This window comes from bacterium, from assembly GCA_037147175.1.
Lineage (GTDB): Bacteria > Cyanobacteriota > Vampirovibrionia > Gastranaerophilales > UBA9971 > UBA9971.
In genome coordinates this window covers 1-23,358 of the sequence record JBAWVS010000027.1, presented here as the reverse complement: position 1 = coordinate 23,358, position 23,358 = coordinate 1, and the positions used below count along the sequence as shown (strand labels likewise).

Below are 23,358 nucleotides of genomic sequence, written 5' to 3'. Positions count from 1 at the left end.
AACGCGCTCAGGATGGTAAAAGAGACTCAGGATTATAAAAAAACATAATAGATTAAAGAAAACTCTAGAGAGTAAAACACACAAGAGAATAATAAAAAACAGGTAATATTGAATGAAGCAAAAACAATATTATGTATACTTTATGGTAAACTTTGAAGAAACGACTCTTTATATAGGAGTAACAAGTGATTTGGAAAGAAGAGTTTACGAGCACAAAAACAAACTCTTCGAAGGATTTTCTAAAAGATATAATTTGAAAAAACTTGTATATTATGAAATATTTGATGATATAAATTTAGCTATAGAAAAAGAAAAATATTTAAAAGGTAAAACACGAAAATTTAAGAATAATTTAGTTAATAATTTTAATCCTGAATGGAAGGATTTAATAAATGTTTGAAAGTTTATCAGACCGCTTGCAGGAAATAATAAAAACAACCTCGGGTCAAAGTCAATTAACAGAAGAAAATATCGCAGATGCTCTTAGAGAAGTCCGAAGAGCGCTGCTTGAAGCTGATGTAAGCTTGAAGGCCGTTAAATCTTTTATTTCCAATATAAAAGACAAAGCCGAAGGTCAGGAAGTTTTAAAAAGTGTAACACCGGGACAACAGCTCGTTAAAGTCGTTTATGACGAACTCAAAGACCTTTTGGGCGGAGAAAACAAACCTCTTTCCACAGATGGCAAACCTAATATTATTATGCTTTTTGGTCTTCAAGGTTCAGGTAAAACAACTACAGCCGCCAAACTCGGCTTAAGACTCAGAAAAAACGGCAGAAACCCTTTAATGGTTGCGGCTGATGTCTATAGACCGGCGGCTATTAAACAACTTCAATCTCTGGGAAAACAAGTAAATATTCCTGTATTTACAATAGAAGGAAGTACTGACGTCAGGCAAATAGCGACTTCTGCGATAGAACACGCAAAAGAAAACGGATACAATACGGTAATTGTCGATACAGCAGGGCGATTGCAGATTGACACAAGCCTTATGGCAGAGTTGGTAATTGTAGACAGGCTTCTTGAACCTGCGGAAAAGCTTCTTGTGATTGACTCAATGATGGGTCAGGAAGCCGTAAACGTTGCGCAGACTTTTAACGAGCAGCTTGATGTTACAGGACTTGTTTTGACAAAACTTGACGGTGATGCCAGGGGCGGCGCAGCTTTAAGCGTTGTTCATGCGACAGGAAAACCTATAAAATTTGCCGGCATGGGTGAAAAACTGGATGCACTTGAACCTTTTTATCCCGACAGGATGGCTCAAAGAATACTCGGAATGGGCGATATTCTTAGCCTCGTTGAAAAAGCGCAGGAAAATTTTGATATTTCTCAAGCAAAAGAACTTGAGAAAAAAATGCGGACAAAAGATTTTTCTCTTGAAGATTTCATGAAAATGCAAAAACAAATGAAGGCTTTAGGTTCGATTGACCAGATTCTAGGGATGCTACCCATTCCGGGAATTTCCAAAAACGACAGGGAACAAATTGCCCATGCAGGAGAAGGTCAGCTTAAAAAAATTGAAGCGATGGTCAGCAGTATGACCGTAAAAGAAAGACAAAAACCCGAAATACTTAACGCTAACAGAAGAAGAAGAATCGCAACAGGCAGCGGCGTTCAAGTTCAAGACCTGAACAGGTTTTTAAAAGAATTTGAAAAAATGAAAGTAATGATGAAAAAAATGGCAGATATTACAAAAACCGGAAAAATGCCTTTTGGTATGAAAAACCCTCAAGCCATGATGAAAAACATGCAAAATAACGGCGGAAAATTCAGGGGCTTTTAAATCAAGCTCCAGTAAGTCTGATTTTCTATAATATCTTTAGATTTTGTGACTTTTAAGGTTTGTACTTTCTTAAATAACAAAGTGCAAACCATGTTGTCTTTTAGTGCTGTAAAAATCTTTTCAGGAATATTAGGAAAATCATAATCATCTATTGTAGTTGTAAACTCAATAAGCATTGGCACATATCCCGTATTTTTTTTAAAAATCCCTATCATGTTTAATTTTACAGTATTTTTTGTTTAGTGCAAGTGTGTTAAAAAGTTACTAAACAAAAAGATGCAGCTTTCACTGCATCTTTTGCTTGTTGTATTTAATTGTATTAATTAAGAGGTATGTCTAAAGGATCTTTTAAGATAACTTCAATTACGTCACCGGGATTGATTTTGACGTTATCTCCTTTTTTAAATAATGCTACAGTGGATTTAACGGTAAAAATTCCTGCACCGCCTGTAACACCAACAACAAAACCTATTGGAGCAGTCAAAATTACGGGATAGCCGTTATATAATGATTTTCCTTTTTCAAATCCGTATTGTGTTGCACTGATTAAAAAGTTGTTACCCTGCTCTATGTTTTTACTGACAGCGTTTACGTAACCGCCCCCTGCTGAAAGAACTCCGTCAGCACCTAAATATTTAGCGTTGCTGATTTTTACGTTCAAAGGAATTTGTTTGCCCATAGATGTAACGATGTGATCAAAAGCCAGATTTAATTTTCCGCTCCTGCTCAGGTAAGAGTTTCTTTTAACTTCTCCTGACCTGCCTCTTACTATCGTTCCTGCGGGTATAATTACTTTTGTGCCGATGCTGATATCCTGAACCAGAGTCGCTCTAAAATTGTCGCCTAATGTTGTATTGTAGGAATTTACAGGAGTTTCCATTCTCAATTTAAGAGTTGTGCCGGCAGGAACTCTTTCAGACTTAATATCCGCCTGCATAAGATTTGATAAATTGCCCGATGCAAAATTAACAACAGCCGGTTCAGAAGAAGGTATAACCTGCGCAATGCTAATGTTCCCAAAAATCACCGACAAGCCCAGAGATAAGGCTAATAATTTTTTAAATTTTTTCATATTCTGCTCCCAAAATTTTTAATTATAAAACTTGTACAAGTGGTGCTTTTAGTGTTTAAAAATCTAACTCCACTTCTTTATTATTTTAATGACTTTACCTTTTTTTAGCAAATTATTAACAAATGTAAATTTTTCTAATTGTTTTGAATTTAGATAATTTTATATTTGTTTATATAAACAAGAGGAGTATTACAAGATTTAAAAACTAAAAATTAGCGATGGGGTCTTATAGAGATAAATGAGGAGGATTTACGATGGGTATTGCCGCAAGTCAAGCACGTTTAAGTATGATCACAGGATATCAAAGCGATTTAGAATTTGCTATGCAGACAGTTTCTCAAAAAAGAACAGTTCTTGCTTATCAGGCTCAACAAGCAGCTCAATCTGCTCCTGAATTGGCAGATCAATATCATTCAACTGATAAAGATCTTGAAGCTCAAATGCAGACTTTGCAAACACAGCAAAAAATGGTCAGTACAGAATATGATTCCGTAAAGAAAACTCTTGATGATAATATCGCAAGATCATTTAAATATAACGCTTAATCATAGTTTTATTTTAAATAAGTATAAAGACACCTGATTTTTAAAAGTCAGGTGTCTTTTATTGTTTCGGGTTAAGTACTGATAGTCAGCCGCTGCGTGCGTTTTTAGATTTATTGATTTGATTGTAACAAGATATTAAGTCAATTTGGGTAAATTTAGCAATTTTTGAAAGTATTTCTTTTTTATATATATAAGAAACACACAAGATAAATGCAAGATGCACAAAACATACACAAAATATGAAAATAGCTTTTTAAATTGATCAAAGGAGATTAACTATGGGTATTGCTGCAAGTCAAGCACGTTTAAGTATGATCACGGCTCGTCAAAGTGATTTGGAATTTCAAATGCAAGGAATTACGCAACAAAGAAGCGTTCTTGCTCTGCAAGCTTCACAACAAACACAAAATTCTCAAACAGGTACTGATCAAACATCAGGACAGTCAGAACAATTACACGCATTGGACAAACAACTTGAATCTAAAATGCAACAACTTGAAACACAACAAAAAATGGTTACTACGGAATATGATTCTGTAAAGAAAACAGTAGATGACAACATTACAAAACAGTTTAAGTATAATGCATAATTAAAATCAGAACCGCTTTGTCAAACAAGCCGTTTATGATTTAACCGCAGTCCATAAACGAGCCTTTAAAACTTATATATCTTGATTTTTATTAAAATAATACAAACAAAAAAGCCTTCTAACTTAATTAGAAGGCTTTTTATAATCTATAAATTCTTAGCTGATTCTCTGAAACATGTAACCGATTCCGCGAGCCGTAAGAATAAGTTCGGGATTAGCCGGGTCAACTTCCAGTTTTGATCTGAGCCTGCTGATATGAACATCTACAACTCTTGTATCAATTCTGTGATCAGCCGGATATGACCATACGTACTGAAGAATTTCGTTTCTTGAGAATGGTTGACCGGAATTGCCGACTAACAGTTCAAGCAAACTGAATTCCATTCCCGTGAGTCTGATGCGTTCATTTTTGCGGTAAACCTGACGTCTGCTTGTGTCAATTCTAATATTTCCGGTAGTAATAACATTTTTGGTGATTTTGCCGCCGGGCAAGTCTTCACGATGATTGACTCTTCTAAGAACTGCTTTAACACGTGCTTCAAGCTCTTTTGGACTAAACGGTTTGATGACATAATCATCAGCACCAAGTTCAAGTCCTGTAATACGTTCTGATACATCTCCCAATGCCGTGAGAATAATAATAGGAGTTTCTGAGGTTTTTCTGATTTCTCTTGTAACTCCGTATCCATCCATCTTGGGCATCATAACGTCCAGTATTACCAGATCAGGGTTATTTTTTTGATAAGATTCAATTGCTTCTTCCCCGTCTGCAGCTGTAAATACTTCATAACCTACCATTTTAAGTCTGGTTTCAAGTATTCTTCTGATACTTGCTTCATCATCAACTACCAGGATTCGTTCACGATCCTGAATCTCGTTTGGTGTTTCGTTATTTTGTGTCATTCTGCTTTGCCCTTTAAGAAGTTATTCTAAGATTACGTTACACTTATTGCTTTTCTTAACCCAAATTTGAAATTATCAAACTATAATTTAAACTCTCGACTCTTATAATTAATAAATATTAAAATTTAATAAGTATTGTATCATAAAATTACGTAATGTTATTAACAATTTACATTTAGTAAAACTAAAAATCAAGAACAATTTTTTCTTTTCGTTTATTATACAAAATTTTATACAATATTAAAAATAAATTTTTTGAAAAAATACTATGAATTATTCTATAATGAATATGCTGTATTAAAGATAAAAGGTTAAAAGATAATTTATTTAAACTGTTAAAATTATTTATTAATCTATGTATCCTTTTAGAAGGGGGGTCAATATTGAAATTAACTATTGAAGAAATTATTGAAGCAACAGACGGCGAAATTATTTTTAATAAGTGTAATTTTGGAAAAATCGGTATTTGTACGGACTCCAGAAAAATTAAAGAAGATGAAATATTTTTACCTTTGTCGGGAGAAAATTTTGACGGGCATGATTATATCAATGAAGCTTTAAAACAGGGTTGTATTGGCTATTTTATCAATAAAGACCACTATAATAAGGCTCAAAACTATTATAACCCTACAAAATTAATAATATTAGTTGATGATACAAAAGAAGCGTATTTGAAACTTTCTAATTTTGTAAAAAAAAAATAGATCCTAAAGTTATAGCAATAACAGGCAGTTCAGGAAAAACTACAACGAAAGAAATGATGTTTTCGGTGCTTGCTGAAAATTTCAGGACGCATAAATCTATTCTGAACCACAATAACGAAATCGGTTTGTGTCAAACTTTAATGTCCATGCCGGAAGATACAGAATTTCTTGTAGTAGAAATGGGCATGCGAGGACTTGGAGAAATCGAACTTTTATCAAAGTATGCTGAACCTGATTTTGCAATAATTACAAATGTAGGAACAGCTCATATAGGCAGGCTTGGAAGCCTTGAAAACATAGCAAAAGCCAAATGCGAAATAGTAAAATACTTGAGACCTGACGGAACACTTGTTGCGTTTGATGATAACTTGATTAAAAATTTCTGCGGCCAAAAAGGCAGGCAGATTTTTTACGGAAAAAATTATCAAATACTTGAAATAACTGAAAATTCCATTAAATTTCTTTATGAAGAAAACGAGTATGAACTTCCCGTAAATGGCGAATTTAACGTCATAAATTCAATTGCGGCAATAGAAATCGGAAAGCTGGCAGGACTGGATGCAGAAAAAATTCGGCATGGACTCTTAAAATATTTACCTGTCGGCGAAAGAGGGCGGGTTATAAATACGGATAAAAATTTAAAAATTATAGCTGACTACTACAATGCAAACCCTGATTCAATGAAAGCTTCCATAACTTCGGTTATTTCCACTTATCCTGATTTTGAAATTACTCTGGTTTTGGGTGATATGGGAGAACTTGGAGAGTATGAAAATCAATTACACCAGGAAATAGGAGAGTTTTTGTCACAAAAAAGCTTTTTTCAGCTTGTTACTGTGGGAGAAAAAGCTAAAATTATTGCTGATTCCGTAAAAAATAAAAATATTACGCTAAAAACTTTTATGAATAATAAAGAAGCATCAGTTTATCTCAAAAATATTCGGACAGAAAAGAGTTTAATTCTCTTAAAAGCTTCAAGAAGTATGAAGTTCGAAGAAATAGCAGAAGAGTTGCAAAAAGTAAAAACTAAAGCGTAATAAATTTAAATATGTTGATTTCTGTTATATGATTTTGTTGTGAGAGAAAATAGGAAAAATATAAAGTGTTAATATATGTCGCCGGTTTAACTGCATTATTGCTTACTATGTTAGCAGGCATACCATATCTTGATTTCCTCAGAAAAAAACTTTACGGGCAATTCATCAGAGAAGATGGACCTGCTTCGCATGCTAAAAAATCAGGAACACCCACAACAGGCGGAATAATAATAGTTATTCCATCAATTATAGCCTCTATAGTTACACTTGTGATGAACAGAATCTTCAATATAGACTGTGTTATTATCTTGATTCCATTCTTTTTGTATATGTTGTTAGGGTTTAATGATGATTACGAAAAAATCACCAAAAAACAAAATAAAGGCTTAAGTGCAAGAGGAAAGCTGATTTTACAAACGGCAATAGCTCTTATCCCTGCTTTATACATCGCATTACACGGAAATACTTCTGTTTCGATATTCGGGCTGACTAAAATTGACCTCGGATATTTTTACCCGATATGGGCTATTTTAGTAATAATCGGTGCTTCTAATGCAGTAAACCTTACTGACGGGCTTGACGGGCTTGCTTCAGGGACGATGTTCTTTGCATTAATTGCTTGCACGTTTATATCTTTGCTACTGGGCAGGAACGACATTGCTATTATTTGTATGGCAGTATCCGGCAGTTGTCTGGGATTTTTGTATTACAACTTAAATCCTGCAAAAATGTTTATGGGTGATACAGGCAGTATGGCTCTTGGCGGGCTTTTGGGAACATTAGCTATTATAGGCAGGTTTGAACTGTGGCTTTTAATTATCGGTATAATCTTTATAGCAGAGACTTTATCTGTAATCATTCAGGTTATAAGCTTTAAAACAACAGGAAAAAGAGTCTTTAAAATGAGTCCGCTCCATCATCATTTTGAGTTAAGCGGATGGTCAGAAAAAAAAGTTGTTTATGCTTTTTGGGCAATAGGCTTTGTCAGCGCGGTTACAGGTATAATTTTATTCAAAATATTCAATGGATAATGAATTATGAAAAGAAAATGGTTTAATGTTGATGTAACGGTTCTCGGGCTTTCTTTAAGCGGGATTGCTGCCGCCAAATATCTTGCTTCGCAGGGGGCAAATTGCACAATCAGCGAAAAAAGATTAGCCTCATCAGATGATAACGATAAAATCAACGAACTTGAAAAGCTCGGGATAAAAGTAGAAACTGGCGGCAACAACGAAGAAACTATTTTAAATTCCGATGTAATAATCACAAGCCCCGGTATTCCTCCGCACTCAGAGGTTTATAAGCTTATAAAAAAACATAAAATCGAGACATTCGGGGAGATTGACCTTGCTTATAAAGAAACAAATGTCCCGTTTATAGCAATTACAGGCACAAACGGAAAAACTACAACCACAAAACTTTTATCGGAAATGCTTACAAACAGCGGTCTTAAAGCTCCGGCATGCGGAAATATCGGTCTGCCTCCAACTTCGCTGCTGGAAGAAGACGGTATTGATTATTTTGTAGCAGAAGTCAGCTCATACCAAATAGCGACAAACCCAACGTTTAAGCCGCAGATAGCTGTTTTTATCAATTACACCCCTGACCATATTGACTGGCATGGCAATGAAAAAGAATATTTTAATGCAAAAGCTGATTTGTTCGTAAGAAGGCAGCCAACATGGTCTGTTTTGAACGCCTGTGATTTTAAAATTGCGTATTTAAAGCTCGAAATGGATTCAAACGTCTATTTTTTCGGCAGGGAAGCAGAAGACAAATGCGTTTTTGTGAAAGAAAATAAAATTCTTATTAAAGACAAAAATAAAAAAATTATTGAAGTCATAAATTTAGACGAAATACCGTTAAAGGGAAAACATAACCTTGAAAATATAATGTCTGCAATAGCTGTAGCACATATTGCGGGAGTAGATGCCGAAATAATCAAATCAACAATCAAAAACTTTTCTCCACCCGAGCACAGGATTGAATATGTAGAGACAATAGACGGCATTGAATACTATAACGACTCTAAAGCAACGAATTGTGATTCTACAATATGTGCTTTAAGGGCTTTTGAGAATAAAAAAGTAGTTCTTATTGCAGGAGGCAGGGACAAAGGAACAGATTTAACAGAATTTTGCGATGAAGTCAATAAACATGCAAATGCTGTTATTTTAATAGGAGAAGCTTCTGACAGATTTGAAGAAGCATTAATTAAGTCAGGATTCAATAATATTTATAAAAAAAGAACATTTGAAGAAGCTATAGATTCAGCAGGAAAACTTAATCTCGGGTCAGTCCTGCTTTCACCGGCATGTGCAAGCTTTGATATGTTCAAAAACTTTGAAGAAAGGGGACAAATATTTAAAAGTTATGTCCGTAGTAAAAAAACGCAACGCTAGAATAAAAAATTTAAAAACGCAAATAGGTGAAACTAAAATTAATGAAAACGCAGAAGTGGTCGGTCCTCCTGATACTATGCTGATTATCATTATACTTTCGCTAATAATTTTCGGGATAATGGCAATTTTCAGTGCAGGCGCTCCGGAAGGGGCGGAAATTTATCATAATCCTGCTTATTTTCCGATAAAACACATTGCAGCAGTTACAGTAGGACTTATTTTACTTGTAATAACTTCTAAAATAAATTATAAAATATGGCGGCCATGGACAATGCCAATCGCTATTGTAGTAACGCTTTTGACGCTAGCGACATTAATTCCCGGCATCGGACGAACTGATTATGGTTCATCAAGATGGCTTATGGGTCTACCGGTTCAGCCGTCAGAATTTGCCAAAATAGCAACTATTTTGCTGGTTTCTTCAGCAATAACAAACAGCAAAAATTTGTTCAGCAGAAAAATGATGGAACACCTGTTAATAGTCGGTGTCTTGATAGTAATAGTTTTAAAGCAGCCTAATTTAAGCATAGCTGTGATTTTGACATTAATAACAGTTTCACTGCTTCTTGTAGGGGGCGCATCATTCAGGCTTATAAGCGGAGTCGGGCTTAGTGCAGTTTCTTTGCTGCTTGTCTTTGGCATAGAAAACCTTATGCACGGCTACCAGATGAAAAGGATAACAGGTTGGCTTGATCCATGGTCTGATCCGCAGGGTATCGGCTATAATATCATTCAGTCTTTATACGCAATCGGATCGGGCGGATTTTTCGGGGTAGGTTATGGAATGTCCCGACAAAAGCTTTTCTGGCTTCCATTTTGTTATACGGATTTTATTTTTGCGGTAATTTGCGAAGAATTCGGGTTCGTAGGGGCAATATTGCTTATCGGACTCTTTCTGGCGTTTATTTACAGGGGATTTTTTATTGCGAACAAATGCACAAACCACTTCGGAAAGCTTTTAGCGTTCGGAATCACTTTTTCTCTTGCAGTTCAGGCATTTATTAATATTGCGGTTGCAACGGGTGTCTTCCCTGTAACAGGTGTAACCCTGCCTTTAATTAGTCATGGCGGAACTTCAACGGTTGTTACCCTCGGAATGTTAGGGATTTTGCTGAATATTTCTAAGAAAAGAATCAAAAAAATCCTGCCTAATGAGGAAAATTATGTCCGAATCAGGTAGCAAAATTAAAATCTTAATAACCGGAGGCGGAACAGGCGGGCATATTTTCCCTGCAATCGCAGTTGTACAAAAATTAAAACAGGATAATGATATTGAAAAAATCTTTTATATCGGCTGTAAAAAAAATATGGAAAAAGACATTGTTCTTGCCGAAAATATTGATTTTTATTCAATAAACGTTTCAGGAATGCCAAGAAAGACAAGTTTGAAATTAATAAAATGGTTTTTTGAACTTATCTTTGCGGCAATACAATCTGCTTTTTATATCTCAAAACTCAAGCCTGATGTTGTTTTAGGAACAGGCGGATATGTCAGCGGGGCTGTTTTATTGGCTGCTAAATGGCTCAATGTGCCTTTTGTTATTCATGATCCGGATGCCTATCCCGGGATTGTCAATAAATTCATGGCAAAGTGGGCATCGGTCGTTTCTATATCTTTTGAGCAAGCAAAATATCATCTGAAATCAAATAATATAGTGCTTAACGGAAATCCGATTAGGGCAAATTTTCTTCAGGTCAGCAAAAATGAAGCATTAAAAGAGCTTAATCTTGATCCTGATAAGAAAACTATTCTTGTCACAGGAGGTTCACAGGGTGCTAATACAATAAACAACGCTATAATGGGAGCATCGCCTGTTTTGATAAACAGCGGATTTCAGATAATTCATCAGACCGGAGCGAAAAACTACAATAATTATGTTCGGGAATTAACTCAAAAAACTCCTGAACTGCTCAATAACCCTTGTTATGTAGTTAAACCGTTCTTTAATAATATTGAAATCCCTCTTAATGCCGCGGATATGTCTGTATCAAGGGCAGGTTCATTAAGTATTTCCGAGCTGAATTTGTGCGGGCTTCCATCCATACTTGTGCCTTATCCTTATGCGGCGGCTGACCACCAGAGATTCAACGCAAAAGCCATGGAAGCCGCCGGGGCTTCTTTCTATCTCGAAGATGCCGACTGCAAACCCGAAAAACTCATTGAATTGATTTTAGATATTTTTAGTAATCCTGATAAGCTTGAACAAATGAAACAAACCAATAAAAATTTGGCTAAACCCAAGGCAACAGAAGATATTATCAAAATCTTAAAAAATGTTGTTATTAAATAATACCTTTATCTTTACCCTGTTTTGGTTTAAATAAAATTGTAAAGATTTATTTAAATTATTAGCTGACAGCGCAATTTTGGGTAAAAAAAATTGTTTATTTTAATGGAAGCATATGGGAAGGAAGTTTTTTAATGGTAAGTTCGGTTTTACAAGTTTTGCCATTTTTGAGAAGTGATGCGTACTCAGAAGGAATGAGTGCGGGTTCTTCTATGAAAGCGGGAAGATATGTAAATAACATCCCTTTTTATATGAAATTATACAAACAGGCAAAATCCGAAATGGCAACAGGATTTTCTATGAGGGATCGTAATGAAGTTACCAAGTTCAACTTTCTTGGCGGAACCTTTTTAGAAAAATTTGTAGATAAACATTGTTCACCCGAAACAAAAACTGTTATTAAAAATCTCGATAAAAATCTGATTGATTCAAAAGTTTCGCAAAGAGCAATAGAATATTTATCTGACGGTAAATTTCAGGTTGAAAATGGTCAGTTATTCTTGGAAGCTTCAGAAGATGCAGTAAAATCCCAGTCGTTCAGATATGCGACGGGAAAACTTGCTTCAAATATTCTTGGAGTTACAACAAGATTTGGATTGTTGACTTCAGGGCTGACAGAGGCTCCGGATCTTTATAGTTCCTATCAAAACGGTGATTTTGGCAAACAAACTGTCAGGTCAGTGTCAAAAATTGTTGCTTCTACAGTTACATTTGGAACAATAGCTCATTTTGCAAAAGAATTAGTCCCTCCAAAATACAGAACCTTTGCTATGTTTGGGGGCGCTATTGCAGGCAGTATTATTGCAAGTAAATCAACTGATGCTGTTCTTGACAAAGTTATAGGAAAGTCCATAAAAGCACAAAACAGGGAAGCCGCAAAATATTTGACGGAAATGCAAAAGCAAAGGGCTTTAACATCAGGTTTAAGTTAACTATATACCCCTCCTCTCTAATATTATTTTATATAATTGGCTTGTATTACAGGTCAATTTTTTTATGTGAATGAATTTATTTGACTACCGGAGTAATCTTCTCATATACTAAATTAAGCTTCTAAATATACTAAAATGAGTTTATATTTTCGAAAACTCATCGTTTCCGAAAATAACGCTCCTACTACCCAATACCGCTTTTTATCGGTAGTTAAAATCCTAAATTTATTTTTGAAGCGGTATAACTTGAATCGCAATGACTCGTAAATTTAATTGGCAATTCGAGTTATTTAACGAAAAAAGATTGATTTGGTAGTACAATTAACTATCTCGTAACAATTTAGATTCACTCAACAAGTAAAACGGAGAAAAAATGATTCCATTATCAAGTATAAAAAAAGAACAAAAACCTGAAAAACAAATAAATATTGACTTAAACTGTGATTTGGGACAAAGCTTCGGAGTTTATAAAAACGAACAGGAACTCGAACTTTTGCAGTATGTAAGCTCAGTTAATATTTCCTGCGGCTCGCATGCAGGTGATCCATTAACTATAATGAACATGCTAAAACTGGCTTCGGAAAACAATCTTACTGTCGGAGCGCATGTCGGTTATCCTGATATTCAAGGCTTCGGGTATCGCAATATGAACCTGAACGATGAAGAAATTCAGGCGCTTGTTGTTTATCAAATCGGTGCGTTAAATTCTCTGGCAAAACTTTATAACTTAACTGTAGAGCATGTAAGACCCCACGGAGCAATGTATGTTGAGGCGGCAAAAAATTATAAAACTTCTCTGGCTATTGCAAAAGCTGTAGCAAAATATGACCCGTGGCTAATTTATGTCGGAGCACCGGGAGAAAATCTTCTTAAAGCAGGAGAGGAAACCAATCTTAGAGTTGCTCAGGAAGTTCAGCTCGATAAAAAATATGCAATAGACGGAACTGTCGACTTTGAAGCAGGCGATATAGTTGATCTTGAGTATTCAACAAGGCTTCTTGAGACTCTGGTCAGGGATTCTTCAGTAATAAACAACCAGCAAGGAAGAACAAAACTGGAAATAAAAACCGTTCATCTTTCTGTAAAATCAGCCGTTTCAATTGAACTGGCTCAAAAAGCAAAAGCATTAATCTCAAATCCAATACCAATAATCGGAACTTATGTTGCAGAAAATGGATGGCTCTAAAAAAATGAGTTTAAATTCGCAGGTTTCACTTGCTGTACTTGCTTCAGGCAAAGGCAGTAATCTGTCTGCCCTAATAAATGCAATAAATAACGAGAATATTGCAAATGCAAATATTGCACTTGTTATTTCCAATAAAAAAGACTCGTATGCTTTAACTATAGCAAGAGAAGCAAAAATCCCCGCTGTTTCTATCGAAAGAAGTTTGTTTAATTCAGATGAAGAATATGATTTATTTTTGCTCGAAAAATTAAAAGAGTTCAACATTGATGTTGTTCTTTTTGCCGGCTATTTGAGAATTATAACGCCGCCTTTTTTAAAAGCTTACGAAAATAAGATTCTAAACATTCATCCCAGCTTGCTTCCTGATTTTGGAGGGAAGGGCATGTACGGAATGAAAGTACATCAGGCTGTAATAAGTGCAAACTCGGAAAAAAGTGGATGTACAGTGCATCTGGTAACTGAAGAAATCGATGGAGGCCCTGTTTTAGCTCAGGCATGTGTTTCAATAAAATCGGATGATACAGCGGAAAGTCTTGCTGCAAAGGTACTTAAAGAAGAACATAAACTTTATCCCAAGGCAGTTAATGAATTTATTTCAACTTTATTATTAAATAAAAATAAAAAATAAATTAAGGAGAAATCAAAAATGAAAAATATTAAAATCCTGTTTTTATTGGCATTAACACCGTTTCTTGTATCCTGTACAAAAGTTATATCAAATCCTGACGTGCAAACCCTAAATCAAAAAGCCGTAGAGCTAATGAATAGCGGTGATGTCAAGGGTGCGATTTCCCGACTCGAGTCAATAAATGACTTAAATCCTGATTTCCCCCAAAATCACTATAATCTCGGAGTTGCTTATTATAAAAACGAAGAATATGAAAAATCTATAGATTCCTTAAAACAAGCGATTTCTCTGGATAAAAATCTTGTCGATGCTTATTATACAATCGGATTGGCTTATCAGGATATTGCAGGAAAAGAAATAGAAAAGCTTAATAAACCTGTCGGTGAAAAACAGGTAAATAATAAAATAGAAGATTCAAATAAACCTGAAGAAAAGCAATTAACCAAAAAGGAAATTTTGGCTTTGGTAGTTGAAGATTTAAAAAATTCAAAAGAATATTATACTCAATATACTGACCTGGCGAGCAATCCTGCCGAAAAAGAAAAAATTTCCCAGGAACTACAAAACATTGATCTTGATATAAAAAAATACGAAGACCAGCTTTCGGCTTCTGAAAAGTAGATTTAATCGGAAAATTCTTAAAATCCGCCGCCAAGAGCTTTGTACAGGCTTATATTATCAATTAATAAATTGCTTTTTGATTGCGTTATTGTTTGTTTGTCGTTAATTAATTTTTGTCGGGCATTTATTATATCAAGATAAGAGTTTTCGCCTTCCTGATAACGAGAATTTGCAAGAGTTAACAGCTTTTGAGAATCTATTACCCTGATTTGAGCCTCGTTATATTGAGAAAAATCAGAATTTAACTTGCTGAGGCTGTCTTCAACCTCTTGAAAAGCAATAAGAATAGCTTTTTGATATTCCTGAAAGATGCCTTTACAGGCTGCTTTATTTGCTTTATATACAGCAGTTTTTGTGCCGCCGGTAAATAAAGATTGTGCCGCATTTACAGCAATAGCCGATAAATTGCTTTTCCAGTCATATAATTTACTTAATGAGGAGGAAGCAAAGCCAAAAACACCGAAGACATTCATCGCAGGGAAAAAATCTTTAAATGCCAGTGAAATATTAATATCAGCTTTTTGCAGTTTTGCGGCTGCGGCTAAAATGTCAGGTCTTCTGGAAATCAAATTGCAGGGAATACCGACTGGAATATTATTATTAAATGAAATATTGTCAAAATCGGATCTCGGCAGGCAGGACTGCTCTAAAGGAGCTTTCCCCATCAAAATACAAAGCTGGTGGGCAAATAAACCCTGCATTTTTTGGATTTCCATAATGTTAGAGAGTATTTGTGAAATTCCTTGCTGATTAATCAAAACATCATCATAAGAAATTTCGCCTTCTTTAAAAAGTGAATTCTTTAATTCAAGACTTTTTTGCAGATATCCCAAAAGTTCCGTATTCAGCTCAAGAAGCTTGTCTGCCTTTAATAAATTAAAATATGCAGTTGCTAATTCAGATGTTAAGCTTATTAAAACCGTTTGATAATTAAATTGATTAATATCTGCATCTTTTTTGGCTAATTTTGTCTTAGAATGGTTTTTCAAAAGATAATCAATTTCATATTGAGCCACTATCGGAGTTACATACAAATTTGATGTTCCTCCTGCCAGTACGGAAGGAAGTTGCCCTCTGGCATTATTTCCAATTTGCGGAGTTAAAAAGTTTGACGAACTTTTTAATCTTGTAAATAGCCCATACAGAGTTATTTGAGGAAATTCTTTCCCCATTGTCGCTCTGGCAAGTGCGTTAGACTCTTCAATATGTGCGGCAGCAATTTTTATATCCTGATTTTCTCTAAGGGATTGCTCTATATAATCTGATAGAATCGGGTCATTAAATTGAAGCCACCAGTTTTTGTCAGGGAAAGAATTTTTTACTTCGCCGCCTTTTAAAACATTTTCAAAATTTTGTGATTCCTGCCAAAAATTTGCACCGTTAAAGTTTATTCCTGCATAGGTTGGTACGCTGGCAGCAGCAGGATTTGTCAGAATCATAAAAATAATATAAATTATAATAAATTTTAAGATTTTCATTAATAAAATATAAGATTTTTGAAAAAAAATAACAATAATCCTGCTGTTCAGATTTGATAAAAAAATTTTAACCATCAGGGCTAATAAACATGGCCTTTTATACATGTTTGATTCTTAAATAAATTGGAGGACAGGCGTATTTTTTATATTTTTTTAAAGTGCTATAAAGGATGTGTCTATTAATAAAATTAAAAATTTGAAGCAGAATGCAAAATAAAAAAAAATATCTGATATTAATAATCATACTAATAATAATATGTGCAAGCATTTTATATTTTTGGTCGCATAAAAAATCTGAGAATATCAAATTAAGCGGGAGGCTTGAAGGTTATGAAACCGATATTGGCTCAAAAATCGGAGGAAGAGTCGATTATGTAGTTGCTCGAGAAGGAGCAAGGGTTCATAAAGGTGAATTAATAGTTAAGCTTGATGATTCGGAGATACAGGCAAGGTTAAAAGCTGCAATTGCAAATATTGAAGCTTCAAAACAACAGGAACAGCAAGCCAAACTGCAATTAAATGTAATTAAAAATCAAATATATCAAACCGTTTTATCATATAAACAATCAAAAGGCGACTCCTCAGGTATGATCGGGCAGGCTCAGGCTTCTGTTTCAATTTCAGAAACTCAATTATTACAGGCTCAGCAGCAGTTGAAGCAGGCTGATTTCGATTTGGAGCTGGCAACTATTGATTTGAACAGGTATACAAATTTATTAAAAAACGGTTCAGTGCCAAAACATACTTATGACAATGCTAAAACAAAATATGATAACGCAATATCAATAAAGCAGGTTAGATTGGAAGGTTTGGATGTGGCAAAAAGGCAAATTGAACAGGCAAATAGCAATTTAATTCAAGCAGATTCTTCAAAATACAATGCTTCTATAAAAACCGAACAGGTTTCCCTTCAAAAAACGCAGTTGTTGCAGGCAAAGGCGCAGCTTGCCGCAGCAAAGTCAAATGTCCTGAGAGATAATGCTGAAAGGGCGGAAATACTTGCGCAGATAGCTTATTTGAATATCTCAAGTCCGATAGACGGAATTATTATAGCAAGAACTGTTGAACCGGGAGAAATTGTCAATGCAGGAAAAACTTTGCTGTCTTTACTCAATTTAAGTACTGTTTATATGAGGGGATATATGCCGGAAGGTCAAATAGGGCTTATTAGAGTTGGTCAAAAAGCAAAAGTCTTTCTGGATTCTGCGCCAAAAGAGCCTTTGGAGGCATGGGTGTCGCAAATTGATTCAGTAGCTTCTTTTACACCTGAAAATATTTATTTTCGAGATGATAGGGTCAAGCAGGTATTTGGCGTAAAGTTAAATATAGTCAATCCAAATGGCTATGCAAAGCCGGGTATGCCCGCAGATGCAGAGATTTTGACAGATAAATGCAAATCATAATCTCTCATGTTTTTCTAAATAACTCGAATTGCTAAATCGCCAAAATCGTCATTGCGAGCATAGCGAAGCAATCTATAAAAAATAAAATGATGAGTAAAAATAGTGATAATCTCAAAATAATATAATCTATAGCTTTGCTCAGGATGATAAAAAAGGAAAAATAATGATAAACACTGTTTCGAAAATCATAAAAATAACTAATCTCAAAAAACAATATAATCAAACTCTTGCTGTTAAAGGGATTGACCTTGAAATCAAAGAAGGTGAGATTTTTGGAATTATAGGACCTGATGGCGCAGGAAAAACAAGCATCTTTAAAATGCTTGCTGGAGTTATGCCTGCAACAGAAGGAAATATGAATTTCTTTGGGAATGATGTTCAGGATGCAAGAAGAGAAATAGGCTTTTTAACCCAACAATTTTCTTTCTACGAAGATTTAACCGTTGATGAAAACATAAAATACAGTGCAGGAATGAGAAATATTTCCAATGATGTATATAAAGAAAGACGTGATAAGTATTTGAAATTAATGGGACTGGAAAATTTCAGAACCAGACTTGCAGGTCAGCTTTCAGGAGGAATGAAGCAAAAGTTGGCACTTTGTTGTGTGCTTGTTTTTCAGCCGAAAATCCTGCTTCTTGATGAACCCACAACAGGAGTTGACCCTATTTCCAGAAGGGAATTTTGGGACATATTGACAGAACTCTCTTCGGAAAATGTAACTATAATCGTTGCTACTCCTTATCTTGATGAAGCAGAACGATGCAGCCGAATTGCTCTTATTTATGACGGGCAGTTTCAGCAAATAGGAACTTCTCGCGAACTGAAAGGTAGTTTAGGACTTTATAGGTTTGAAGTTCTTACAGAGCATATCAAAGAAGCGGAAAATATCCTTTTAGAAGCTTCTTATCAAGATAATTCAACTATAAAAGATGTTCAGTCTTTTGGCGACAGGCTTGATGTTTTAGTAAAAGATTCAGAGGAGGGAAAATCTGAACTGACAGCTGTTTTAGAAGCGAATAATTTGACTTTTAACAAGATTAAACAAGCCGAAATAACGCTGGAAAACGTGTTTGTTCTCAAATTGTGTGAAAAAAGTTCAATTTCTTCATCACAATCCCTCCCCAATCTTTTTCAATCTCAATTTCCTGTTTACAAAAATGAAAATAACCAAAAAAAGATTGCTATTGGTGCTTATGAATTAAACAAATTTTTTGATTCTTTTCAGGCAGTTAAAAATTTGAATCTTGAAGTTAAGTATGGCGAAATATACGGACTTCTTGGAGCAAACGGAGCAGGTAAAACTACTACAATAAAGATGTTATGCGGTTTGTTAGATGCAACTTCTGGTGAAATTTGTCTTGCAGGTCAATATGAAGAACTAAGGAGCGCATCAGTAAGACAAAAAATAGGTTATATGAGCCAAAAATTTACTCTTTACGATGATTTAACTATTCTTGAAAACCTGAAATTTTACTGTGGAGTTTATAGTGTTCCGTTAGAATCACAGGACTCAAAAATACAATGGGTGCTCGAAACGTCAGGACTTTCGGGGCAGGAAAACCTCTTAACGGCAGAACTTCCCGGAGGATGGAAACAGCGTGTTTCCTTTGGGGCATCAGTAATGCATGAGCCTGAAATATTATTTCTTGATGAACCGACTTCCGGAGTTGATCCGCTCGCAAGAAGGCAATTTTGGAAGTTAATTCAGGATTTTGCGCTGCATGGAACTGCAATAGTAGTAACCACGCATTATTTGGAAGAAGCTGAACACTGTAACCGCATTGCGTTTATGTCAGGCGGAGAAATCATTGCAGAAGGCACACCTGATAATATTAAGACGGAACAACCGGGAGTTTTGCTCGAAATCACAGTCGATAACCCCCAAAATGCAAATTTTGTCCTGAAAAAGGCAATAGAACCTTGGAGAGTTTCTCTTTTCGGAGACAAATTGCATATTATGATTGATAATCAGGAAATTAATACGCCTGAAATTTATTCAATCCTGAATGAAAACCAAATTAAAGTATTTTCTGCAGACAAAATCCCGTTTTCTCTTGAAGATTCTTTTATAAGCATTATTGAGAGAGCCAAGCTGGAGGCAGGAAGAGAATGAAACGGATTTTAGTCCAGTGTAAAAAAGAACTTCTACAGTTTTGGAGATATCGAATGACTGTTGCGCTTGCTTTTGTACTGCCGTTAATTACTCTTTTTATTTATGGTTTTGCAGTCAGGCTGGAGTCAAAAAATATCCCGCTAATAGTGCAGGATTTTGATAAAAGTCCTTTAAGCCGTGATTTTATAGACACTTTTAAGGCCAGTAATCAATTTAATATTAAGCATCCGTGGTTAATTAGCGGAAAATACTCAGATGAGTCAAATTTTTATATAACAAAAGCGCTAGATGCTTCTATAGCAAAAGTGGGAGTCATTATTCCACCTGATTTTTCCAGAAAAATAAAAGAAAATAAGACTTGTGATGTTCAAATTCTTGTTGACGGAACTGATGTTGTTAATGCAAAGGTTGTTAAAAACAGTATTCCTGCCATAACAAATTTTTTCCTGATAAAAAATAACCTGATAAAGCCAAATACACAGATAATCAGCAAAATTCGCGTCTGGTTTAACCCCGGACGCAGGGAATCTCTTTATATTGTTCCCGGTGTTTTTACAGTTGTGCTTGGTCTTTTTCCTGCAATTATTGCGGCAATAGCTATGGCTCGTGAAAAAGAGAACGGCACAATCATACAGGTTTACGCTTCAGGCATTAAAGCACAGGAATTTATTTTAGGTAAAGTTCTTGCGTATTTAATAGTTGCAACAGGAGAGGCAATAATTACAATGAGCATTGGTGCTTTGGTTTTTGGGCTGTATTTGAAAGGGTCTTTGATTGTATTTGTTGCGGGAACTCTTATGTTTTTGGCAACAACAGTTATGTTTGGTGTCATGTCAGGCATTCTGGCTGATACAGAACGCACTGCTATTCAAATGACAGGCATTTCGATGGCTCTTTCCGTTATTTTATTCAGCGGATTCATTTATCCGCTGAGTAATGTGCCGTTTCCGATATCCATATTATCTTATGTTGTACCCTCTCGATATTATATGGAAATAATTCGCAGCAGTTTTGTAAGAGGAGCAGGCTTTTTTAGTACATTTTATTTGATTCCTGAAATATTACTTGTATTTTTGTTGGAATTTTTTATATCTTTGAGAAAAATAAAAAAGATGCAATTTGAATAATAGAGGAGTTTTTCTGTTGAAATTTAAATTAAAACAACTTATTTCAAATAAAATGAGCATTTTCTCGGTCAGCAGGTTTAATGCGCTTGTTAAGAAAGAGATTTCGCAGCTTTTCAGAAATAAATCTTTTTTGTTTTTTTTAACATTTCCTCCAACGATTCAGCTTTGTCTTTATGGTTTTGTTTTAAGCCCGAATGTTGACCATATTAAACTGGGTATTGTTGATTATTCAAAATCTTTTTCAAGCAGGGAGCTTATTTCTGCTTTAACTGAAAATCATGTTTTTGTTGCAGAAAATTATTCGGTAAGCCAAAAAAAACTTGGCGAACTTGTACGGGACGGAAAACTTACCGCAGGTCTTGTTATTCCTCCAACTTTCACGAAAGATTTACGCAGAAATAAGAGTGTCAGTGTGCAATTTTTTTTAGACGGTGTAGATGCTTATACTTCGGGACTTGCAAGTTCTTATCTGGCTCAGATTGTGAGTCAATATAACATAAGCTTATTTCCGATAAAAGCCGCGCCTTTAGTCAATCCGCAAATAATTTTTTTGTACAATAAAGGTTTAATAAACAGCTGGTTTTTTGTATTCGGGGTAATGGGCATGATTATGACATTTACGACTTCTTTATCTTCGGCGGCAGAGTCTATAAGAGAGAAAGAAACAGGCACACTTGAGCAATTACTTATGACTCCTGCATCTTCATTTGAAATTTTACTGGCAAAAATCACACCTATATTTGTTCTTTTTATGGGAGTGGTTTTAATCTGCTTAACGGTTGCCAAATTGGTTTTCGGAATCCCGTTGAAGGGAAATATCCTGCTGTTTTTTGTTTTTTCAGCGTTTTATGTGGTGATAGGGATAAGTATCGGGCTTTTGATAGGGACTTTTTCCCGAAATAACCAGCAGGCAATTCTCACAGGAATTTTCATTATTTTACCTACAGTAATTCTTTCCGGTGCGATAACTCCTGTTGAAAGTATGCCGGCTTTTTTCAGGTATTTAACGCTTTTTAACCCGCTTACACATTATATTACCATTATAAAAGGGATTTTGATGAAAGGAGTTGGTTTAGAGGTGCTATGGGGGCATGCACTGGCATTGTTAGCTTTTGCGGTGATACTTCTGTCGATAAGCAGCTACAGGTTCCGCTCACAACTGTAATAAATATAATAATATTATAGTTATTTATTTTCTTCGCTTTCGTAATCAATTTCGTTGAAATTTTCTGCAAATTCAGCATAACTAATTGTTAGTTCTTTACTTGTGTCATAAGGATTTTTTATTGTTAAGGACTTGTGTATAGGATCATTTTTAACTAGTGTATAAGTATGCCCTTGTTCAAATTTATCTGTATTTGCAGAAAGATTTCCCGTAAAAGACGCACCGTTTCCATGACCAGTAGTACTAACTGTAATAACTTTGCTTGTAAGGCAAATTTTATCTAATTTTCGCCCCACTTCTTTTTCGTATTCGGGTTTTGAAGGGTCGCTCTGAATAATATCAAAACCTTTCTTTGATAATATTCCAAAACTACGACCAGGAGTATTAAAATCAATACTGCCATTATTTATTTTAAGTGACTTAAATAATTTTTTTACAGCAATTTCAACGATTTTTGCATCAGGATCGCCTGATGACAAATTTCGATTTGATATATTACTAAAATCATCTTTAGTTACTTTTATTTTATGAGTTTCTTCTTGTTTGTCAGGATTGTTTAAAGTAACAGTAAAAGAACCGTCTTTTTCTTTTTTTATAATTCTGTCATCTTTTGCAGCCAATCTTGATAATAACCAGCAATCTGCTGTTGCACCTTGTGCAAAATTTCCGGTTTTACCGTCAGCTTTTTTAAATCTTTCTTTTTCATCTTTTTTCCAGTCGGACTCTTTCTCTGTACCAAATAACTTGTTATCTACTCCAAAACATGCTTCAAAATCACCAGATTGTTCAAAAGAAGGCATTTGAAAAATCCCGTTTTTACTATTTTTATTTTTAGCTTGAATTGTCTTTGCAAGGGGGGAATCTGATTTAAGATTGTGAAATGTCTCAGAAAATTGTGTATATTCATCCAAAACCTCTTTAGAACTTTTTCCTTGTGCACCCGTAACAAAAATATTGTCAGTTTCGGGTGTTATTGCTGTCTTCTGAAATGTATTGTTAAATATTTGCCGCATAAAATTGCCGTCAGAAAGTTTTGCAAATGGAATTTCAATTCTGTTATTTACCATACCCCAACTCCTCTTATTTTTCCCCAATTTCCTCTTATATTTATAAAAACAAAAACATGCAAAAAATTGCCTTTTTTTGAGGTAATTTTATTGTAAAGATATTTAAGAGATTCAATTAAGTGATAGATAAATATAACAACAGTATTGATTGTTTTCTTAACTTTCGTAATCAATTCCGTTGAAATTTTCTGCAAATTCAGCATAACTAATAGTTAGTTCTTTACTTGTATCATAAGGGTTTTTTAATGATATTATCTTGCTAGTGCATTGTTAATTTAATTTATTAGGATAAAGTTTTTTTAACTTAATTCTT

Annotated in this window: 23 protein-coding genes; 18 read left to right on the top strand and 5 right to left on the bottom strand. The window is 34.8% G+C overall.

What is annotated here, in order from left to right; genetic code table 11:
• Window positions 1–112: 112 nt before the first annotated feature.
• Both WCG23_07805 and ffh read left to right on the top strand, forming a co-directional pair.
• Window positions 113–400 carry a GIY-YIG nuclease family protein gene (locus WCG23_07805; protein ID MEI8389777.1) on the top strand — a complete coding sequence of 96 codons (288 nt, stop codon included), beginning with the start codon at window positions 113–115 and terminating at the stop codon, window positions 398–400.
• On the top strand, window positions 393–1,781 hold the full coding sequence (ffh, locus tag WCG23_07800; GenBank protein MEI8389776.1) for a signal recognition particle protein: 1,389 nt from the start codon (window positions 393–395) through the stop codon (window positions 1,779–1,781). The genes WCG23_07805 and ffh overlap by 8 nt, the downstream gene beginning before the upstream one ends.
• On the opposite strand, the gene WCG23_07795 is transcribed toward ffh, so the two are convergent.
• Both WCG23_07795 and WCG23_07790 read right to left on the bottom strand, forming a co-directional pair.
• Window positions 1,778–1,957: a hypothetical protein gene (locus tag WCG23_07795; protein ID MEI8389775.1), complete on the bottom strand. Its 180-nt coding sequence runs from the start codon at window positions 1,955–1,957 to the stop codon at window positions 1,778–1,780. The genes ffh and WCG23_07795 overlap by 4 nt on opposite strands.
• Before the next feature lie 143 nt (window positions 1,958–2,100).
• On the bottom strand, window positions 2,101–2,853 hold the full coding sequence (locus WCG23_07790; GenBank protein MEI8389774.1) for a hypothetical protein: 753 nt from the start codon (window positions 2,851–2,853) through the stop codon (window positions 2,101–2,103).
• A 254-nt stretch (window positions 2,854–3,107) separates the two neighbouring features.
• Here WCG23_07790 and WCG23_07785 point away from each other — a divergent pair, with 254 nt between their 5' ends.
• Window positions 3,108–3,398 carry a hypothetical protein gene (locus WCG23_07785; GenBank protein MEI8389773.1) on the top strand — a complete coding sequence of 97 codons (291 nt, stop codon included), beginning with the start codon at window positions 3,108–3,110 and terminating at the stop codon, window positions 3,396–3,398.
• Between the two features lie 278 nt (window positions 3,399–3,676).
• The gene (locus WCG23_07780; protein MEI8389772.1) at window positions 3,677–3,988 is read left to right on the top strand and encodes a hypothetical protein; all 312 of its coding nucleotides are present in this window, start codon (window positions 3,677–3,679) and stop codon (window positions 3,986–3,988) included.
• A gap of 156 nt (window positions 3,989–4,144) precedes the next feature.
• Here the strand turns inward: WCG23_07780 and WCG23_07775 are convergent, their stop codons facing one another.
• Complete coding sequence (locus WCG23_07775) at window positions 4,145–4,891, bottom strand: response regulator transcription factor (GenBank protein ID MEI8389771.1); 747 nt, start codon at window positions 4,889–4,891, stop codon at window positions 4,145–4,147.
• Between the two features lie 383 nt (window positions 4,892–5,274).
• Between WCG23_07775 and WCG23_07770 the strand changes: the two genes are divergently transcribed.
• The 10 genes from WCG23_07770 (at window position 5,275) to WCG23_07725 (ending at window position 14,689) form a co-directional block, all read left to right on the top strand.
• Window positions 5,275–5,595 carry a Mur ligase domain-containing protein gene (locus WCG23_07770; GenBank protein MEI8389770.1) on the top strand — a complete coding sequence of 107 codons (321 nt, stop codon included), beginning with the start codon at window positions 5,275–5,277 and terminating at the stop codon, window positions 5,593–5,595.
• Window positions 5,592–6,632: a UDP-N-acetylmuramoyl-tripeptide--D-alanyl-D-alanine ligase gene (murF, locus tag WCG23_07765; GenBank protein ID MEI8389769.1), complete on the top strand. Its 1,041-nt coding sequence runs from the start codon at window positions 5,592–5,594 to the stop codon at window positions 6,630–6,632. Before WCG23_07770 ends, murF begins: the two co-directional genes overlap by 4 nt.
• Window positions 6,633–6,739: 107 nt before the next feature.
• Window positions 6,740–7,663, top strand: a complete 924-nt coding sequence (gene mraY / locus WCG23_07760; GenBank protein ID MEI8389768.1) for a phospho-N-acetylmuramoyl-pentapeptide-transferase — start codon at window positions 6,740–6,742, stop codon at window positions 7,661–7,663.
• A 6-nt stretch (window positions 7,664–7,669) separates the two neighbouring features.
• A complete protein-coding gene (gene murD / locus WCG23_07755; GenBank protein ID MEI8389767.1) occupies window positions 7,670–9,034 on the top strand; it encodes a UDP-N-acetylmuramoyl-L-alanine--D-glutamate ligase in 1,365 nt (454 codons plus the stop codon).
• Window positions 9,006–10,214 carry a putative peptidoglycan glycosyltransferase FtsW gene (locus WCG23_07750; GenBank protein MEI8389766.1) on the top strand — a complete coding sequence of 403 codons (1,209 nt, stop codon included), beginning with the start codon at window positions 9,006–9,008 and terminating at the stop codon, window positions 10,212–10,214. Before murD ends, WCG23_07750 begins: the two co-directional genes overlap by 29 nt.
• Entirely contained in the window at window positions 10,198–11,325 is a 1,128-nt protein-coding gene (murG, locus tag WCG23_07745; protein MEI8389765.1) for an undecaprenyldiphospho-muramoylpentapeptide beta-N-acetylglucosaminyltransferase, read from the top strand. Before WCG23_07750 ends, murG begins: the two co-directional genes overlap by 17 nt.
• A 131-nt stretch (window positions 11,326–11,456) precedes the next feature.
• Window positions 11,457–12,254, top strand: coding sequence for a hypothetical protein (locus tag WCG23_07740; GenBank protein MEI8389764.1), 798 nt, complete (start codon window positions 11,457–11,459; stop codon window positions 12,252–12,254).
• Window positions 12,255–12,627: 373 nt separating this feature from the next.
• The gene (locus tag WCG23_07735; protein ID MEI8389763.1) at window positions 12,628–13,440 is read left to right on the top strand and encodes a LamB/YcsF family protein; all 813 of its coding nucleotides are present in this window, start codon (window positions 12,628–12,630) and stop codon (window positions 13,438–13,440) included.
• Window positions 13,415–14,068, top strand: a complete 654-nt coding sequence (gene purN, locus WCG23_07730; protein ID MEI8389762.1) for a phosphoribosylglycinamide formyltransferase — start codon at window positions 13,415–13,417, stop codon at window positions 14,066–14,068. Before WCG23_07735 ends, purN begins: the two co-directional genes overlap by 26 nt.
• Window positions 14,069–14,086: 18 nt before the next feature.
• Window positions 14,087–14,689, top strand: a complete 603-nt coding sequence (locus tag WCG23_07725; protein ID MEI8389761.1) for a tetratricopeptide repeat protein — start codon at window positions 14,087–14,089, stop codon at window positions 14,687–14,689.
• A 17-nt stretch (window positions 14,690–14,706) separates the two neighbouring features.
• Here the strand turns inward: WCG23_07725 and WCG23_07720 are convergent, their stop codons facing one another.
• The gene (locus WCG23_07720; GenBank protein MEI8389760.1) at window positions 14,707–16,128 is read right to left on the bottom strand and encodes an efflux transporter outer membrane subunit; all 1,422 of its coding nucleotides are present in this window, start codon (window positions 16,126–16,128) and stop codon (window positions 14,707–14,709) included.
• 245 nt (window positions 16,129–16,373) lie between these two features.
• Between WCG23_07720 and WCG23_07715 the strand changes: the two genes are divergently transcribed.
• The 4 genes from WCG23_07715 to WCG23_07700 all read left to right on the top strand — a co-directional run bounded on the left by WCG23_07715 (window position 16,374) and on the right by WCG23_07700 (window position 21,978).
• Window positions 16,374–17,570, top strand: coding sequence for an HlyD family efflux transporter periplasmic adaptor subunit (locus tag WCG23_07715; GenBank protein ID MEI8389759.1), 1,197 nt, complete (start codon window positions 16,374–16,376; stop codon window positions 17,568–17,570).
• 163 nt (window positions 17,571–17,733) lie between these two features.
• Window positions 17,734–19,686 (top strand): ATP-binding cassette domain-containing protein, encoded by a 1,953-nt coding sequence (locus WCG23_07710; protein ID MEI8389758.1) that lies wholly within the window; start codon window positions 17,734–17,736, stop codon window positions 19,684–19,686.
• A complete protein-coding gene (locus WCG23_07705) occupies window positions 19,683–20,813 on the top strand; it encodes an ABC transporter permease (protein ID MEI8389757.1) in 1,131 nt (376 codons plus the stop codon). The genes WCG23_07710 and WCG23_07705 overlap by 4 nt, the downstream gene beginning before the upstream one ends.
• A 16-nt stretch (window positions 20,814–20,829) precedes the next feature.
• Entirely contained in the window at window positions 20,830–21,978 is a 1,149-nt protein-coding gene (locus WCG23_07700) for an ABC transporter permease (GenBank protein MEI8389756.1), read from the top strand.
• A gap of 20 nt (window positions 21,979–21,998) precedes the next feature.
• Here the strand turns inward: WCG23_07700 and WCG23_07695 are convergent, their stop codons facing one another.
• Entirely contained in the window at window positions 21,999–23,045 is a 1,047-nt protein-coding gene (locus tag WCG23_07695; protein MEI8389755.1) for a hypothetical protein, read from the bottom strand.
• Window positions 23,046–23,358 lie beyond the last annotated feature (313 nt).

Bases quoted from the DNA above. Each gene is read 5' to 3' on its own strand.
- WCG23_07805 (MEI8389777.1), top strand. From the start codon at position 113: ATGAAGCAAAAACAATATTATGTATACTTTATGGTAAACTTTGAAGAA.
- ffh (MEI8389776.1), top strand. From the start codon at position 393: ATGTTTGAAAGTTTATCAGACCGCTTGCAGGAAATAATAAAAACAACC.
- WCG23_07795 (MEI8389775.1), bottom strand. From the start codon at position 1,957: ATGCTTATTGAGTTTACAACTACAATAGATGATTATGATTTTCCTAAT.
- WCG23_07790 (MEI8389774.1), bottom strand. From the start codon at position 2,853: ATGAAAAAATTTAAAAAATTATTAGCCTTATCTCTGGGCTTGTCGGTG.
- WCG23_07785 (MEI8389773.1), top strand. From the start codon at position 3,108: ATGGGTATTGCCGCAAGTCAAGCACGTTTAAGTATGATCACAGGATAT.
- WCG23_07780 (MEI8389772.1), top strand. From the start codon at position 3,677: ATGGGTATTGCTGCAAGTCAAGCACGTTTAAGTATGATCACGGCTCGT.
- WCG23_07775 (MEI8389771.1), bottom strand. From the start codon at position 4,891: ATGACACAAAATAACGAAACACCAAACGAGATTCAGGATCGTGAACGA.
- mraY (MEI8389768.1), top strand. From the start codon at position 6,740: ATGTTAGCAGGCATACCATATCTTGATTTCCTCAGAAAAAAACTTTAC.
- murD (MEI8389767.1), top strand. From the start codon at position 7,670: ATGAAAAGAAAATGGTTTAATGTTGATGTAACGGTTCTCGGGCTTTCT.
- WCG23_07750 (MEI8389766.1), top strand. From the start codon at position 9,006: ATGTCCGTAGTAAAAAAACGCAACGCTAGAATAAAAAATTTAAAAACG.
- murG (MEI8389765.1), top strand. From the start codon at position 10,198: ATGTCCGAATCAGGTAGCAAAATTAAAATCTTAATAACCGGAGGCGGA.
- WCG23_07740 (MEI8389764.1), top strand. From the start codon at position 11,457: ATGGTAAGTTCGGTTTTACAAGTTTTGCCATTTTTGAGAAGTGATGCG.
- WCG23_07735 (MEI8389763.1), top strand. From the start codon at position 12,628: ATGATTCCATTATCAAGTATAAAAAAAGAACAAAAACCTGAAAAACAA.
- purN (MEI8389762.1), top strand. From the start codon at position 13,415: ATGTTGCAGAAAATGGATGGCTCTAAAAAAATGAGTTTAAATTCGCAG.
- WCG23_07725 (MEI8389761.1), top strand. From the start codon at position 14,087: ATGAAAAATATTAAAATCCTGTTTTTATTGGCATTAACACCGTTTCTT.
- WCG23_07720 (MEI8389760.1), bottom strand. From the start codon at position 16,128: ATGATTCTGACAAATCCTGCTGCTGCCAGCGTACCAACCTATGCAGGA.
- WCG23_07715 (MEI8389759.1), top strand. From the start codon at position 16,374: ATGCAAAATAAAAAAAAATATCTGATATTAATAATCATACTAATAATA.
- WCG23_07710 (MEI8389758.1), top strand. From the start codon at position 17,734: ATGATAAACACTGTTTCGAAAATCATAAAAATAACTAATCTCAAAAAA.
- WCG23_07705 (MEI8389757.1), top strand. From the start codon at position 19,683: ATGAAACGGATTTTAGTCCAGTGTAAAAAAGAACTTCTACAGTTTTGG.
- WCG23_07695 (MEI8389755.1), bottom strand. From the start codon at position 23,045: ATGGTAAATAACAGAATTGAAATTCCATTTGCAAAACTTTCTGACGGC.